Raw genomic sequence first — 17,021 nt, 5'->3', positions numbered from 1 at the left:
TAATGCGATGAAAAGAAAACTTTCCTGGATGTGTGCAGTAGCGGTGGGCATGTGCAGCTGGTATCCGCTGGCCTCTTACGCGGCGCCGGCCGCCGTGGTGAACCCGGCTCCTGGCGTTCAGCCGCAGGCGGCCACCCCGCCCGCGCCCGCGCCGGTGACGATTGGCGAGCCGACGGCGACCCTCGCCGAACCGACCGCACCGGCGGTGGTCGCCGAGAATATCCCGCAGCGGGAGGTGAAGCTGACCTTTGCCACCATCGCGCCGCCTCCGGGCAGCATTGTGCTGCGCGGCTCACGGCCTGACGCCTCGGTCGAATTCGGCATGCGCAGCGATGAGCTGGTCGCCAACGCGCTGCTCAATCTGGAATATACCCCGTCGCCCTCGCTGCTGCCCGTGCAGTCGCAGCTGAAAGTCTATCTCAACGATGAGCTGATGGGCGTCCTGCCCGTCACCAAAGAGCAGCTGGGGAAAAAGATCCGCGCGCAGCTGCCGATTGACCCGCTGTATATCACCGACTTCAACCGCATACGGCTGGAGTTTGTCGGCCACTATCGCGATGTCTGCGAAAACCCGGCCAGCAGCACGCTATGGCTGGACGTCGGGCGCGAAAGCTATCTGGATCTCACCTACCAGTCGCTGAAGGTGCATAACGATCTGTCGCACTTCCCGGTGCCGTTCTACGATCCGCGCGACAACCGCCCGCTGACGCTGCCGATGATTTTCCCGGGTTCGCCGGCGGTGGCCCAGCAGCAGGCGGCGGCGATTATCGCCTCATGGTTCGGCAGCAAGGCCGGCTGGCGCGGCCAGCAGTTCCCGGTCTATTTCAACGAACTGCCGGATCGTAACGCCATTGTCTTCGCCACCAACGACAAGCGTCCGGATTTCCTGCGCGATCATCCGCCGGTCAACGCGCCGACCATCGAAATGATCGACAACCCGAACGATCCTTACGTCAAGCTGCTGGTGATTTTCGGCCGCGATGATAAAGACCTGCTGCTGGCGGCGAAGGGGATTGCCCAGGGCAATATTCTGTTCCGCGGCAGCAGCGTCACCGTGGACGGCATCAAAACCCTGCAGCCGCGGCAGCCATACGATGCGCCAAACTGGGTGCGCACCGACCGCTCGGTCACCTTTGCTGAGCTGAAAACCTATGAGCAACAGCTGCAGTCCAGCGGGCTGGTGCCGGATGCCATCACCGTGGCGCTTAACCTGCCGCCGGATCTCTATTTGCTGCGGGCCAACGGCATCGATATGGATCTGAAATATCGCTACACCATGCCGCCGGTGAAGGACAGTTCGCGGATGGATATCAGCCTCAACGACCAGTTCCTGCAGTCGTTCAGCCTTAACAGCTCCCAGGACGTGAACAAACTGATCCTGCGCCTGCCGGTGCTGCAGGGGCTGCTGGACGGCAAATCGGAGGTCACCATCCCCGCGCTGCGTCTTGGGGCGGTGAACCAGCTGCGCTTTGACTTCCAGTACATGAACCCGATGCCCGGCGGCTCCATCGACAACTGTATTACCTTCCAGCCGGTGCAGAACCATGTGGTGATCGGCGACGATTCGACCATCGACTTCTCGAAGTATTATCACTTTATTGCGCTGCCGGACCTGCGCGTCTTCGCCAATGCGGGCTTCCCTTACAGCCGAATGGCTGACCTTGCTGACACCCTGGTGGTGGTGCCGAAGGCGCCGACCCAGGGCCAGGTGGCGACGCTGCTGCAGGCGCTGGGCGGCATCGGTTCGCAGACCGGCCTGGCGGCGATTAATCTGCAAATGACCGACGATGGCAACCAGATCAAGAATAAAGACGCGGATCTGCTGCTGATCGGCGCGATCCCCTCGTCTCTCAAGGACGATACCAAAATCAACCTGCTGGTCGAGGCGACCAAAAGCTGGGTGAAAATGCCGATGCGCCACTATGACCTGGCGAGCATTTATCCCGATGACGAGGCCCGCACGCCCAACACCCGCACCGACATCACCTCTTCCGGACCGATGGCGGCGGTGATTGGCTTCCAGTCGCCCTACAACGATCAGCGTAGCGTGGTGGCCCTGCTGGCCGACAGCCCGCGCGGTAATGAATTGCTGACCAACGCCCTCAACGACAGCGGTAAGCGGGCGGCGATGTTTGGCTCGGTGGCGGTGATCCGTGAATCCGGCGTCAACAGCCTGCGGGTGGGCGATGTTTACTATGTTGGCCATCTGCCCTGGTTCGAGCGCATCTGGTTCGCGCTCTCTAATCACCCGATACTGCTGGCGATCTTCGCCGCGGTCAGTATCGTGCTGCTGGCGTGGGTGCTGTGGCGCATGCTGCGCATTATCAGCCGCCGCCGCCTTAGCCTGGATGATGAATAAACGATGATGAAAGTACTTTGCGGCGCGGTGCTCTCCGCGCTGGTACTGGCGGCGGGCCAGGCGAGCGCCGCTTGCCAGTGGCCCGCCTGGGAGCAGTTTAAGAAAGCGTACGTCAGCCCCGAGGGGCGGGTGATCGACCCCAGCGATGCGCGCAAAATTTCCACTTCCGAAGGACAGAGCTATGGCCTGTTCTTTGCCCTGGCGGCCAACGATCGCGCGGGGTTCGACAAGCTGCTGACCTGGACGCAGAACAACCTGGCGGAGGGCGACCTGCGGCAGCATCTGCCGGGCTGGCTGTGGGGGAAAAAGGACGACGAACAGTGGACGCTGCTGGACAGCAATTCGGCATCCGACTCGGATCTGTGGATAGCCTGGGCGCTGCTGGAGGCGGGCCGCCTGTGGCAGCAGCCGCAGTACACCGAGACCGGGAAAGCGCTGCTGGCGCGGATTGTCGACGAAGAGACGGTGGCGGTGCCGGGCCTTGGCACGATGCTGCTGCCGGGAAAAGTCGGTTTTGCCGACGACAGCGGCTGGCGGTTTAACCCCAGCTATCTTCCGCCGCAGCTGGCCACCTATTTTGTGCGTTTTGGCGCGCCGTGGCCCACCCTGCGCGACACGAACCTGCGTCTGCTGCTGGAGACCGCGCCGAAAGGCTTTACCCCGGACTGGGTGCGCTATGAGAAAGGGAAAGGCTGGCAGCTGAAAACGGAGAAGCCGCTGATCGGCAGCTATGACGCGATTCGCGTCTACCTGTGGGTGGGCATGCTTCATGATGGCGATAAGCAAAAAGCGCGTCTGCTGGCCCGCTTTGCGCCGATGGCGGCGCAGACCACGGAACAGGGGGTACCGCCGGAGAAAGTGAATATCGCCACCGGTAAAACCAGCGGCCAGGGGCCGGTGGGCTTCTCCGCGGTGATGCTGCCGTTTTTACAGAGCGACGAGGCCCGGTCGGTGCAACGACAGCGCGTCGCCGATAACTATCCCGGCGCGGATGCCTACTACAGCGCGGTCCTGACGCTGTTCGGTCAGGGTTGGGATCAACACCGTTTTCGTTTCACTGCGGGTGGCGAATTACAACCTGACTGGAACCAGGAATGCGCAAGCTCTCACTAAGTTTACTCACGCTGTCCCTCGGCGTCGCGCTGCTGCCGTTAGCGCAGGCGGCGACGACGCCCGCCCAGGAACATCTGCTGGAGCAGGTGCGCCTCGGCGAGGCCAGCAATCGTGAAGACCTGGTGCGCCAGTCGCTATACCGTCTGGAGCTGATCGACCCCAACAACCCGGACCTGATTGCCGCGCGGATGCGCTATCTGCTGCGCCAGGGGGATACCGCCGGGGCGCAAAAAGAGCTGGAGCGACTGACGAAGCTGGCGCCGGATTCCCCTGAGCTGAAGGCGTCGCGCAATGAGATGAAAAGCAACACCGGCGAGGGCCGTCAGGCGCTGCAGCAGGCGCGCCTGCTGGGCGTGGCCGGGAAGGTCGATGAAGCCATCGCCGCCTATGAAAAATTGTTCGGCGGCGTGCCGGATGATGTTGATGCCGCTATTGAATACTGGACGCTGGTGGCGCGCCTGCCGGCCCGTCATAGCGAAGGCGTCAGCCAGCTGAAAAAACTGAACGCCAGCGCGCCGGGCAACGTCAGCCTGCTGACGGCGCTGGCGAAGCAGATGTTTGCCGATAACAAACCGCAGGAAGGGTTCGCCTATCTGGCGGAAATGGCCCGCTCAGCCTCAGGACGCGGTATCGCCGCCGATATGTGGTTCAGCGAAGTGAAAAGCATGCCGGTGAGCAAAGCCAGCGTGCAGGCGTTGCAGCAATTCCTGCTGCAGTTTCCTACCGGCTCGGTGGCGGCGAACGCCCGCGTCCTGCTTGACCAGCAGCAGGCGCAGCTGCAGGATCCGACGTTCCGCGCCCGCTCGGAAGGGCTGGCGGCGGTCAAATCCGGAAATACCTCGCAGGCGGTGGCGGATCTGCAGAAAGCCGTTCAGGCCGACAGCCGCGACAGCGATGCGGTGGGCGCCCTCGGCCAGGCCTATTCCCAGCGCGGCGACCGCGCGCGGGCGGTGGCCCAGCTCAATAAAGCGATTGCCATGGATCCCGACAGCCCGAATCGCGGCAAATGGGACAGCCTGCTGCAAACCAACCGCTACTGGCTGCTGATCAAGCAGGGGGATAACGCCCTGAAGGCCGGTCAGCTTTCACAGGCGCAGAATTATTATACCCAGGCGCAGCGGGTCGATCGGACCGACAGCTATGCCGTGCTGGGGCTGGGCGACGTCGCGGCGGCGCGCAAAGCGTCGGCGGCGGCGGAGCGCTATTATCAGCAGGCGTTGCGCCTGGATCGCGGGAATAATCTGGCGGTGCGCGGCCTGGCCAACCTCTATCGCGCTGAATCGCCCGAGAAAGCCAGCGCCTGGATCGCTGGTCTTCCTGCCGCCCAGCGGAGCAGCATCGATGATATCGAACGCAGCCTGACCAACGACCGGCTGGAGAAACAGGCGCAGGCTCTGGAGAGTCAGGGCAACTGGGCGCAGGCGGCGGAAGTTCAGCGTCGGCGCCTGGCGCTCGATCCGGACAGCGTGTGGATCACCTATCGTCTGGCGCGGGATCTGGTCAGCGCCGGCGACCGCCAGGAAGCCGATGCGCTGATGCGGACGATGGTCAACCGCCAGCCGCAGGATGCTGAACGGGTCTACGCCTCGGGGCTTTACCTGTCGGGGAACGACCAGGACGATCTGGCGCTGGCGCAAATCGCCGCCCTGCCGCGCAGCGCATGGACGGATAACATTCGTGAACTGGAGGCGCGTCTGCAAAGCGACCGGGTGCTGCGCCAGGCGAACCAGCTGCGCGACAGCGGCGAGGAAGCTCAGGCGATCGCCCTCATCAAACAGCAGCCGGCCTCGGTGCGCTATGACCTGACGCTGGCCGACTGGGCCCAGCAGCGCGGGGACAACCAGACGGCGATTGCCGACTATCAGCGGGTGCTGCGTCAGGAAGCCGACAACGGCGATGCGCGCCTCGGCCTTGCGGAAGTCTATCTGGCCGAGGGCGATAAACAGGCCGCCCGGGCGCAGGTCATGCAGCTGAAAGGCGCAGAGGCCGAATCCATGAATATGCAGCGGCGGGTCGCCCTGGCGCGAGCCGGCCTTGGCGATACCGCTGACGCCCAACATATTTTTAACCAGATTGTGCCGCAGGCGAAGGCGCAGCCGCCCTCGATGGAGAGCGCGCTGGTGCTGCGCGATGCCGCGCGCTTTGCCACCCGGAACGGGGAGCCGCAGCAGGCGCTGACCCACTACCGGGAGGCGATGGTGGCCTCCGGCATCACCCCCGCGCCGCCGCAGGATAACGATACCTTTACCCGGCTGACGCGCAACGACAGCCGGGATGACTGGCTGAAGCGCGGGATCCGCAGCGATGCCGCCGACCTTTATCGCCAGCAGGATCTGAACGTCACCCTGGAACACGACTTCTGGGGATCCAGCGGCACCGGCGGCTATTCCGACCTCAAGGCGCATACCACCATGCTGCAGGTGGATGCCCCGCTGGCGGATGGCCGGATGTTCTTCCGCACCGACCTGGTCAATATGGATGCCGGCAGCTTTTCCACCCACAGTGACGGGAGCTACTCGCCCAGCTGGGGCACCTGCGGGGAGATCGCCTGTACCAGCGGCAGTAAAAATCAGACCGACAGCGGGGCCAGCGTAGCGGTCGGCTGGAAGAATGACACCTGGAGCGGCGATATCGGCACCACGCCGATGGGCTTCAATGTCGTCGATGTGGTCGGCGGCCTGAGCTACAGCAGCGACGTCGGGCCGGTGGGGTACACGGTCAACGTGCACCGGCGTCCCATCTCCAGCTCGCTGCTCTCCTTTGGCGGGCAGAAAGACAGCAACAGCCATACCGGTACCACCTGGGGCGGCGTTCGCGCCGACGGCGGCGGTGTGAGCCTCAGCTATGACCGGGGCGAAGCGCACGGTATCTGGTCCTCGCTGGGGGCCGACTCGCTGACCGGTAAAAACGTGGCGGATAACTGGCGCGTGCGCTGGATGACCGGCTACTACTATAAGGTGATTAACGAGAATAATCGTCGCGTCACCGTCGGCCTCAACAATATGATCTGGCACTACGACAAAGATCTCAGCGGCTACACCCTCGGCCAGGGTGGCTATTACAGCCCGCAGGAGTATCTCTCGTTCGCTGTGCCGGTGACCTGGCGTCAGCGCACGGAGAACTGGTCCTGGGAACTCGGCGGATCGGTCTCATGGTCCCATTCGCGTACCCAGACGCAAGCCCGCTATCCGCTGCTGAACCTGATCCCGTCCGACTACCGGCAGCGCGCCAGCGAACTGACGGAGGAGGGCGGCAGCAGCCAGGGATTCGGTTACACCGCCAGAGCGCTGGTGGAGCGGCGGGTGACCAGCAACTGGTTCGTTGGCGCCGCGGTCGATATTCAGCAGGCGAAGGACTACACCCCGAGCCATGCGCTGCTTTACGTGCGCTATTCGGCGGCCGGCTGGCAGGGGGATCTGGATATGCCGCCCCAGCCGCTGGTGCCTTACGCCGACTGGTAGCAGAATAGGCTGAATTACGTCACAGAGCACCACTCCACGGCGCGCTTCGCGTATACTCGTGAGGCGTTGCCCACCGTCGGCCGCCGGGGAGGTCTCTCCGGCGTCTGCGCCACCGCGCGGAGCTATCCCGTCACTTCATCCCTCGCGGGCGTGGGCGAAGGATTTAAGTATATAATCAGCCTGAAACGACCGGGATTGAAGGATTAATGCCGGGTATGCATTCAGTATCAGTGGAGAACACCGTTGCGCGTCAGCCGTTCACTTACAATCAAACAGATGGCGATGGTCGCGAGCGTGTCCATGGCCTTTGTATTGGTTTTTTGCACTATTTTGCTGTTTCACTTTGTGCAACAGAGTCGCTTTACCACGGCCACGCAGTTAGAAAGTATCGCGCGATCCGTTCGCGAACCGCTGTCTGCGGCTATTCTGAAAGCCGATATTCCGGAAGCGGAAGCCATTTTAAGCCGTATCCAGCCTGCTGGCATCGTCAGCCGGGCGGATGTCGTCTTGCCCAACCAGTTCCAGGCGCTGCGGATGCGGTTTATCCCTGAGCGGTCGGTGCCGGTGACCATCACCCGGCTGTTTGAGCTGCCGGTGCAGATTTCGCTGCCCATTTATTCGCTGGAGCGGCCGGCCAACCCGCAGCCGCTGGCCTATCTGGTGCTGCAGGCTGACTCCTATCGCATGTATAAATTCGTCATGAGCGCCCTTGCTACGTTAGTGACTGCTTACTTACTTCTGGTGCTGATGCTAACGGTGGCGCTCACCTGGTGCATCAACCGGCTGATGGTTCGCCCCCTGCGGCGTATCGCCCGCGAGCTGAACGATCTCTCCCAGCAGGAGCGTCTTGGCCATCAGCTGACCCTCCCGCGCCTGCACCATGACGACGAGATCGGCATGCTGGTGCGCAGCTATAACCGCAACCAGCAGAGCCTGGTGCGCCAGCATGATGAGCTGTCCATCCAGTCGACCCGCTTCCCGGTCTCCGAGCTGCCGAATAAAGCCTTTTTGCTGGCGATGCTGGAGCAGACGGTGGCCCGCCCGCAAAGCGCCGCGCTGATCGTCGTCGCCTGTGAAACCCTGCAGGACGCCGCCGGCGTGCTCAAGGAGAGCCAGCGCGAAATGCTGCTCCTGACGCTGGTGGAGAAGCTGCGCGCCGCGATCCCGCCGCAGATGGTGCTGGCCCAGGTAAGCGGCTATGACTTCGCCATTCTCGCCGATGGCCTCGCCGAATCCTGGCAGGCGGTGACGATAAGTAAGCAAGTGCTCACTATTATTAATGAACGTTTACCGCTGCATGGTCTGCAGCTGCGGCCCTACGCCAGCGTCGGGATCGCCATGTTCCACCCCGGGCTCAGCGCCGAACAGTTTTACCGGCGCGCGGTCTCGGCCGCGGTCACCGCAAGACGCAAAGGTAAAAATCAGATTGAGTTCTTCGATCCCGAGCAGATGGAAAAGGCTCAGCGCCGCCTGATGGAAGAGCACGAAATTATGACCGCCCTCGACAACCAGCAGTTCGCGATCTGGCTGCAGCCGCAGGTGGCCTGCGCCAGCGGCGAGCTCTGCGGCGCCGAGGTGCTGCTGCGCCAGCGGCAGGCGGATGGCAGCTGGTCGCTACCGCCGACGCTGATTGAGCGCATTGAGTCCTGCGGGCTGATTATCCCGGTCGGCTACTGGGTGATGGAAGAGGCCTGCCGCCAGCTGGCCGCCTGGCAAAGCCAGGGCATTATGCTGCCGCTGTCGGTCAATGTTTCCCTGCTCCAGCTGCTGGAGCACGACCGTGGCGAGGAGATGCTGAAGCTGATCGCCCGCTACCGCATTGTGCCGGGCACCCTCATCCTTGAGGTGACGGAGAGCTGCCGGATGGACGATCCGCAGGATGTGATGGCGCGGTTGCGGCCTCTGCGCGAGGCCGGCGTGCGGATTGCGCTGGATGATTTTGGCATGGGTTATGCCGGGTTGCACCAGCTGCAGCAGATGAAGGCTCTGCCGGTGGATATTCTGAAAATTGATAAGGTATTCATCGATATGCTGCCGGAGGATGTCAGCATGGTGCCGGCGATAATCCAGCTCGCGCGCGGCCTGTCGCTGCGCATTGTGGCGGAAGGGGTGGAAACGGAAGACCAGTATCGCTGGTTGCAAGCCGCCGGCGTCGAGGTGCTCCAGGGCCACCTGTTCGGTTGCGCTTTACCGCAGGAGGCGTTCAGCGCCCGCTATTTATCTCCGGTCCGCGAAGATGCAAATTTGTAAATATTTTGTTGACTTGTGCGAGTCAGCTCAAAGATTTTAACAATCGCGTTGCACTTTCGGCGTTAGTTATTTCTGAAATGTTTCCAGGGTGTTATTTTTAAGCCACAGACGTCAAATATCCCTTCTTGCTCTGTGGTTATTCCCAAAGGACACCCTATGAAAACCTCTATCTTTAAAAGCCTCTATGTCCAGGTTCTGACGGCCATAGCGATCGGTATTCTGCTGGGCCATTTTTACCCGGAACTGGGCGCGCAAATGAAACCCTTCGGCGACGCCTTCGTTAAGCTGATTAAAATGGTGATTGCTCCGGTTATCTTCTGTACCGTCGTGACGGGGATCGCCGGAATGGAGAGCATGAAAGCCGTTGGCCGTACCGGGGCGGTGGCGTTGCTCTATTTCGAAGTGGTCAGCACCATCGCGCTGATTATCGGTCTGGTTATTGTCAACGTGGTGCAGCCGGGGGCCGGGATGAACGTTGACCCGTCGACGCTCGATGCGAAAGCGGTGGCGGTGTACGCTGAGCAGGCGAAAGACCAGGGGGTAGTGGCCTTTTTACTGGATGTGATCCCGGGCAGCGTCATTGGCGCCTTCGCCAGCGGCAACATCCTTCAGGTTCTGCTGTTCGCCGTTCTGTTTGGCTTTGCCCTGCATCGTCTGGGCAGCAAGGGCCAGCTGATTTTCAACGTCATTGAAAGTTTCTCGCAGGTCATCTTCGGCATCATCAATATGATCATGCGCCTGGCGCCGATCGGCGCCTTCGGGGCTATGGCCTTCACCATCGGTAAATATGGCGTCGGCACCCTGGTGCAGCTGGGCCAGCTGATCATCTGCTTCTATATCACCTGTATCCTGTTCGTGGTGGTGGTGCTGGGGTCAATCGCCAAAGCCACCGGCTTCAGCATCTTTAAATTTATCCGCTATATCCGCGAAGAGCTGCTGATCGTGCTGGGGACCTCCTCATCCGAATCGGCGCTGCCGCGCATGCTCGACAAGATGGAGAAGCTCGGCTGTCGTAAATCGGTGGTGGGTCTGGTGATCCCAACCGGCTATTCGTTCAACCTCGACGGCACCTCTATCTATCTGACGATGGCGGCGGTCTTTATCGCCCAGGCGACCAACAGCCATATGGATATTTTCCATCAAATCACCCTGCTGGTGGTGCTGCTGCTCTCTTCGAAAGGGGCGGCGGGAGTGACCGGCAGCGGCTTCATCGTGCTGGCGGCGACCATCTCGGCCGTCGGGCATTTGCCGGTGGCTGGCCTGGCGCTGATCCTCGGTATTGACCGCTTTATGTCCGAAGCCCGTGCGCTGACTAACCTGGTAGGTAACGGCGTCGCCACGGTGGTAGTAGCGAAATGGGTTAAAGAACTCGATGCCAAACAGATGGATGATGTGCTGAATAACCGTGTTCCCGCGAACAAAACGCACGAATTATCCTCTTAAATCCTCCTCTTAGGCCCGTACTCCCTTGCTGGAGTACGGGCTCCTGCGCATAATTAGAGGTCATTTCCGCCCGGCGGGAATGACACGAAATGATTATTTTACGTTGTCATGCGACATTTTCGTCTCCGTGTGGTCTAACCGACGTATTTCACTCTCACTTTTTTCGGCAGCCCGTCAGTGGGATGCTGTTGTAACCAGGAATGTTCATCAGGGGTTCACATGCAGGGCACAACAATTAAACTCTTAACGGGCGGTTTGCTGATGGTAGCGGCGGCCGGTTATGTGCAGGCAGAAGCGCTCCAGCCTGATCCGGCCTGGCAACAAGGGACCTTAGCGAATGGGTTGTCGTGGCAGGTGCTGGCCACGCCGCAGCGTCCCAGCGACCGTATCGAAGTCCGTCTGTCCGTGAATATTGGCTCGCTGAGCGAAAGCACTCAGCAGAGCGGTTTCAGCCGTTTTATTCCCCGTCTGGCGTTGACGCAAAGCGGCAGCCTGCCGACGATGCAGGCGCGCTCGCTGTGGCAGCAGAGTATTGACCCGAAGCGTCCTCTGCCGCCGGCCATCGTCTCCTACGATTACACGATGTTTAATCTCAGCCTGCCGAATAACCGCAACGATCTGCTGAAAGAGGCGCTGAGCTGGCTGGCGGACGCCAGCGGTAAACTGACCATTACGCCTGAATCGATCAATCACGCGCTGCAGGGCAACGACATGGTGGCGACCTGGCCGCTGGATACCAAAGAGGGCTGGTGGCGCTATCGCCTCAAGGGCTCCACCATGCTGGGCCACGATCCCGCCGCGCCGCTGAAGCAGCCGATCGACGTGGCGCATCTGAAAGACTTTTATCAAAAATGGTACACCCCCGACGCCATGACGCTGATCGTGGTGGGTAACGTCGACAGCCGCAGCGTCGCTGAGCAAATCAGCAAAACCTTTGGCGATCTGAAGGGCAAGCGGGAAACGCCCGCGGCGGTGCCGACCTTATCGCCGCTGCCCACCGTGCCGGTCAGCATCATGACCAGCGCCGTGCGCCAGGACAAACTGTCCATCATGTGGGACGCCCCCTGGCAGCCGATCCGCGACTCCGCGGCGCTGCAGCGCTACTGGCGCGACGACCTCGCCCGCGAAGCGCTGTTCTGGCACGTGCAGCAGAGCCTGAGTAAAAATAACGTCAAGGATATTGGTCTTGGTTTTGACTGCCGGGTGCTCTATCAGCGCGCGCAGTGCGCCATCAACATCGAATCGCCGGGCGAGCGCCTGAATAACAACCTGAGCGTGGTCTCGCGCGAGCTGGCGAAAGTGCGCGACAACGGCCTGCCGCAGGAGGAGTTTGATGCGCTTATCGCTCAGAAAAGCCTCGAGCTGCAGAAGCTGTTTGCCACCTATGCGCGCACCGATACCGACATTCTGATGAGCCAGCGCATGCGCTCCCTGCAAAATCAGGTGGTGGATATTGCGCCGGAGCAGTACCAGAAGCTGCGTCAGGAGTTCCTCAACTCCCTGACGGTGGACATGCTGAACCAGTACCTGCGTCAGCAACTGTCTCAGGATATGGCGCTGGTGTTGCAGCAGCCGAAAGGCGAACCGGAATACAACATGAAGGAGCTGCAGGCCACGTGGGAAAAACTGATGGCGCCGAGTCCGGCGACCGCAGCGACCAGCGGCAGCGCCGATACGGTTGACGCCCACAGCGAGGCCAGCGACATCCCGTCGGGGCAGTAACCTGATGCCTCTCCGGCGCGCCAGCGGCGGCCGGAGAGCGCTTACAGGTGAGGATTATTGCGGCATTGCTTCCCGGGGGATGATCGCCCCGCGATACTGGATCACCGTGCTGGCGGTCAGATGTCCGCGTCTGGCGGCGGATTCAGCATCGCCGCCGGTCAGGCGCACGGCCAGATAGCCGGCGCTGAAGGAGTCGCCGGCGGCGGTGGTATCCACCACTTTCTCTTTGGCCAGCTTGACGGCCGGCACTTCCTGCAGCGGTTGCCCGCTCACCGAGACCAGGCAGGCATCCGCTCCGCGCTTCACCACCACCTCTTCCACGCCGGCGGCGTGGGTGCGGGCGATCACCTCGGCGACCGGTTTTTCCCCCCACAGCGCGTCTTCATCATCGAGGGTCAGAAACGCGATATCGGTGCAGGCGAGCATCTCCTGATAGACCTGCTGCGTCTCCGCCTGGCTGGCCCACAGGCGCGGGCGATAGTTGTTGTCGAAGATCACCTTGCCGCCGTTGCCGCGGCACTCACGCAGCAGGGTGAACAGCCTGGCACGACTGGCCGGGCTGAGAATGGCGAGGCTGATGCCGCTCAGGTAGAGATAGTCGAACGTGGCCAGCTCTTCGCAAATCGCCGCCGCGCGATCGCTCTCCAGCCAGAATTTTGCCGCCGCCTCGTTGCGCCAGTAGTAGAAGGTGCGCTCGCCGGCGTCATCGGTTTCAATGTAATACAGCCCCGGCAGGCGGTCGGCCATCCGCTGGATCAGGCTGGTGTTGACGTTTTCCTGCTGCCAGCTGTCGAGCATCTGCTGGCTGAACGCATCGGTTCCCAGCGCGGTGACGTAGTGGACGCTCAGCGCGCTGGCATCCGTCTGCCGCGCGATATAGACCGAGGTGTTTAAGGTATCGCCGCCAAAGCCGCGGTTAACGGCCCCGTTCTTCTCTGACAGCTCAATCATGCATTCGCCAATGACGGCAATTTTTTTAGACATAGCCAGAACCTGCAATGGAATCGATATAAGCGCTAGTGTGCGCTGCGCTGTTTTGCTGGTCAATCATATTAAAACATCGTTCCATTATTTTTTTGACCTGACGCGCGTAATGTGACGAAAAGCGCATTTCCAGGAGAAACGCCGCTTTTTGACTATATTCAGGACTGACGTGATGCAAAAGGAGCGGAGTAGGGATGAGCAGAACCCGTAAAACGTTGGTTATCATCACAGGAACGATACTGTTGCTGATCGTTCTCTTCTTTATCGTGTTGGCCACCTTCGACTGGAACCGGCTGAAGCCGACGATTAATCAGAAAGTATCTGCCGAGCTGAACCGCCCGTTCGCCATCCGCGGCGATCTCGGCGTGGTCTGGGAGCGGCAGCCGGAAGAGCGCGGCTGGCGCAGCTGGATCCCGTGGCCCCATGTGCACGCGGAAGATATCGTGCTGGGCAACCCGCCGGCCATTCCCCAGGTGACCATGATCCACCTGCCGCGGGTGGAGGCGACCCTCGCCCCGCTGGCGCTGCTGAGCAAAACGGTGTATCTGCCGTGGATCAAGCTGGAACAGCCCGACGTGCGGCTGATCCGCCTGGCGGAAGACAACAATAACTGGACCTTTCAGCTGGCTGGCGATCAGCGTGCCGCGGGGGACAGCGCCCCCTCCAGCTGGTCTTTCCGCCTCGATAACATTCTCTTCGATCGCGGGACTATCGCCATTGATGACAAGATCACCCGCAGCGATATCACCATTCTCGTCGATCCCCTCGGCAAACCGCTGCCGTTTAGCGAAGTCACTGGCACGAAGGATCGGCATAGCGCGGCGAAACCAGGCGACTACGTCTTTGGCCTGTCGCTGAAGGGCCGCTATAAGGACCAGCCGGTCACCGGCAACGGTAAAATCGGCGGCATGCTGGCTCTGCGCAGCGCAAGCACGCCTTTCCCGCTGCAGGGCGACTTCCGCTCCGGCAATACGCGGGTGGCGTTCAGCGGCACGGTCAGCGATCCGCTCAACGTCGGCGGCATTGACCTGCGGCTGAAATTCGCCGGCGATTCGCTGCGCGATCTCTACGACCTGACCGGCGTGCTGCTGCCGGAGACGCCGTCGTTCTCCACCGACGGCCGTCTGCGCGCCGACTTTAAGCAGAAAAACAGCATGCGCTTTGACTATCAGAATTTTAACGGCCGGATCGGCGATAGCGACATTCATGGTTCCCTGACCTATACCACTGGCAAACCGCGGCCGAAGCTCAGCGGCGACATGGAGTCGAAGCAGCTGCGGCTGGCGGATCTCGGGCCGTTAATCGGCGTCGACTCCGGCAAAGGGACGAAGAAAAGCGCAGTGCGCCAGGCGGGCGATCGGCCGCAGCCGGCGGGTAAAGTGCTGCCGGCGGACCGCTTTGAAACCGATAAATGGCAGGTGATGGATGCCGATGTGCGCTTTAAGGGCCGGAGAATTGAGCACGGCGGTACGCTGCCGATCAGCGATCTGGCGACCCACGTGATCCTGGAGGATGGCGACCTGCGCCTGCAGCCGGTGCGCTTTGGCCTGGCCAACGGGTCGATTGCCGGCAGCGTGCACCTGCAGGGCGATAAAAAGCCGCTGCAGGGTGAGGCCAATCTGCAGGCGCGGCGCCTGAAGCTGAAGGCGCTGATGCCGAACGTCGAAATGATGCAGAAAACCCTCGGCGAGATGAATGGCGACGTTCAGCTGCGCGGCAGCGGCAACTCGGTGGCGGCCCTGCTCGGCAACAGCAACGGCAACCTGAAGCTGCTGATGAACGACGGCCTGATCAGTCGCAACCTGATGGAAATTCTCGGCCTTAACGTCGGCAACTACCTGATCGGCCAGATTTTTGGCGATGAGGAGGTTCGGGTGAACTGCGCGGCGGCCAATATCGACGTGACCAACGGCGTCGCCCGGCCGCAGATTTTTGCCTTCGATACGGAAAACGCGCTGATCAATGTGACCGGGACCGCCAGCTTCGCCTCCGAACAGCTGGACCTGACCATCGATCCGGAAAGCAAGGGCTTCCGGGTGATCACCCTGCGTTCCCCGCTGTATGTTCGCGGCACCTTTAAATCGCCGCAGGCGGGGGTGAAGGCCGGGCCGCTGATTGTCCGCGGCGCGGTAGCGGCGGCGCTGGCAACCCTGGTGACGCCGGCTGCCGCGCTGCTGGCGCTGATATCCCCGGCGGAGGGCGATAGCAACCAGTGCCGGACCATATTGTCGCAGATGAAAAAGTAGGGGAGAGCCCTGACGCCAGCGGCGTCAGGGCGAAGGATCACAACGACTGGTGGCGGGTCTCGTGGGTCAGCAGCAGGGCGATCAGCGTCAGCGCCGCCATCGCCGCCAGATAGGTGCCGACCGCCGCGAGGCCATAGTTGCCCTGCAGCCAGGCGGCAATGTACGGCGCGACCGAGGCGCCGAGGATCGACGACACGTTATAGGAGAACGACGCCCCGGTGTAGCGCACTTCCGTCGGGAACAGCTCCGGCAGCAGCGCGCCCATCGGGCCAAAGGTCAGTCCCATCAGGCTTAAGCCCAGCAGCAGGAAGGCAAAGACCAGCAGCGGGTTACCGGAACCCAGCAGCGGTTTAAAGGCGAACAGGGCGAACAAAATAATCATCGTGGTGATGATAATCATGCTCTTACGACGACCAAAGGCGTCCGCCAGCAGGCCGGCGATCGGCACCATTACGCCAAAGCCAATCACCGCCATCATCAGCATCCACAGCACTTCGTTACGCGGCAGGCCCAGGCCATTCGGCGCCGCGCCGGTGCTGAAGGTCATCGAGTAGACGGTCATGATGTAGAACAGGGTATAGGTTGCCAGCATGATGAAGGTGCCCAGCACCGTCACGCGGACGTGTTTGGTCAACAGGGTACCCAGCGGGATTTTGACCTGTTTTTTCGCCGCCGCCACTTTGGCGAAGACCGGGGTCTCATGCAGCGAAACGCGAACATACAGACCGATGATCACCAGCACCGCGGAGAAGATAAACGGCACGCGCCAGCCCCACTCCATAAACTGCTGATCGGTTAACAGCCAGGAGAGCAGCAGGAAGGTGCCGTTGGCGAAGAAGAAGCCGATCGGCGCGCCCAGCTGCGGGAAGGAGCCATACAGGGCGCGCTTGCGCGCCGGGGCGTTTTCCGTTGCCAGCAGCGCTGCGCCGCCCCACTCCCCTCCGAGGCCAAGTCCCTGACCGAAGCGCGCCAGCGCCAGCAGCATCGGCGCGACAATGCCAATGCTTTCATAGCCGGGCAGCAGGCCGATTACCACAGTGGAGATCCCCATGGTTAACAGCGAGGCCACCAGGGTGACCTTCCGGCCGACGCGATCGCCGAAGTGGCCAAACAGCGCGGAGCCGATTGGCCGGGCGACGAAGGCGATGGCGAAGGTGGCCAGCGACTGCAGGGTGGCCGCGGCGGCATCGCCCTGCGGGAAGAAGATATGCGGGAAGACGATGACCGCGGCAGTGGCATAGATGTAGAAGTCGAAAAACTCAATGGCGGTGCCAATGAGCGAGGCGACAACGACTTTATTGCGTGAGTTGACCGGGGCGGTTTCCTGCGTGTTTTCGAGTGTGGTGGCTGTGGCTTGCATAGATCTTTCTTATTTTTGCGCGAACGAAAAGCCATATAGCCACAGCCACCGGGACATTTCAATCTGTAACAAACGCGGAAAAT

General features: G+C 61.5%; 9 protein-coding genes. 7 read left to right on the top strand and 2 right to left on the bottom strand.

Annotated features, from left to right (window positions below; genetic code table 11):
* The first annotated feature begins 7 nt into the window (after positions 1-7).
* From bcsB to AC6CWS_RS02460, 6 genes are all read left to right on the top strand, one after another.
* A complete protein-coding gene (gene bcsB, locus AC6CWS_RS02485) occupies positions 8-2,359 on the top strand; it encodes a cellulose biosynthesis cyclic di-GMP-binding regulatory protein BcsB (RefSeq protein ID WP_072421084.1) in 2,352 nt (783 codons plus the stop codon).
* 3 nt (positions 2,360-2,362) lie between these two features.
* Complete coding sequence (gene bcsZ, locus AC6CWS_RS02480) at positions 2,363-3,472, top strand: cellulose synthase complex periplasmic endoglucanase BcsZ (protein WP_065882866.1); 1,110 nt, start codon at positions 2,363-2,365, stop codon at positions 3,470-3,472.
* Entirely contained in the window at positions 3,454-6,933 is a 3,480-nt protein-coding gene (gene bcsC, locus AC6CWS_RS02475) for a cellulose synthase complex outer membrane protein BcsC (RefSeq protein ID WP_065882865.1), read from the top strand. Before bcsZ ends, bcsC begins: the two co-directional genes overlap by 19 nt.
* Before the next feature lie 243 nt (positions 6,934-7,176).
* Complete coding sequence (gene hmsP, locus AC6CWS_RS02470) at positions 7,177-9,183, top strand: biofilm formation regulator HmsP (protein ID WP_065882864.1); 2,007 nt, start codon at positions 7,177-7,179, stop codon at positions 9,181-9,183.
* Positions 9,184-9,339: 156 nt separating this feature from the next.
* The gene (locus AC6CWS_RS02465; RefSeq protein WP_023291290.1) at positions 9,340-10,626 is read left to right on the top strand and encodes a dicarboxylate/amino acid:cation symporter; all 1,287 of its coding nucleotides are present in this window, start codon (positions 9,340-9,342) and stop codon (positions 10,624-10,626) included.
* A gap of 219 nt (positions 10,627-10,845) precedes the next feature.
* Positions 10,846-12,348, top strand: a complete 1,503-nt coding sequence (locus tag AC6CWS_RS02460) for a M16 family metallopeptidase (RefSeq protein WP_023291289.1) — start codon at positions 10,846-10,848, stop codon at positions 12,346-12,348.
* Between the two features lie 54 nt (positions 12,349-12,402).
* On the opposite strand, the gene kdgK is transcribed toward AC6CWS_RS02460, so the two are convergent.
* A complete protein-coding gene (kdgK, locus tag AC6CWS_RS02455; RefSeq protein WP_048335523.1) occupies positions 12,403-13,332 on the bottom strand; it encodes a 2-dehydro-3-deoxygluconokinase in 930 nt (309 codons plus the stop codon).
* A 194-nt stretch (positions 13,333-13,526) separates the two neighbouring features.
* Between kdgK and AC6CWS_RS02450 the strand changes: the two genes are divergently transcribed.
* Complete coding sequence (locus tag AC6CWS_RS02450; RefSeq protein WP_044525006.1) at positions 13,527-15,578, top strand: AsmA family protein; 2,052 nt, start codon at positions 13,527-13,529, stop codon at positions 15,576-15,578.
* A gap of 37 nt (positions 15,579-15,615) precedes the next feature.
* Here AC6CWS_RS02450 and AC6CWS_RS02445 read toward each other — a convergent pair whose 3' ends face one another.
* A complete protein-coding gene (locus AC6CWS_RS02445) occupies positions 15,616-16,938 on the bottom strand; it encodes an MFS transporter (protein ID WP_017900001.1) in 1,323 nt (440 codons plus the stop codon).
* Positions 16,939-17,021 lie beyond the last annotated feature (83 nt).

The sequence above is a fragment of the Klebsiella sp. M041 genome (assembly GCF_059759695.1).
This window is presented reverse-complemented; position numbering and strand designations above follow the sequence as displayed.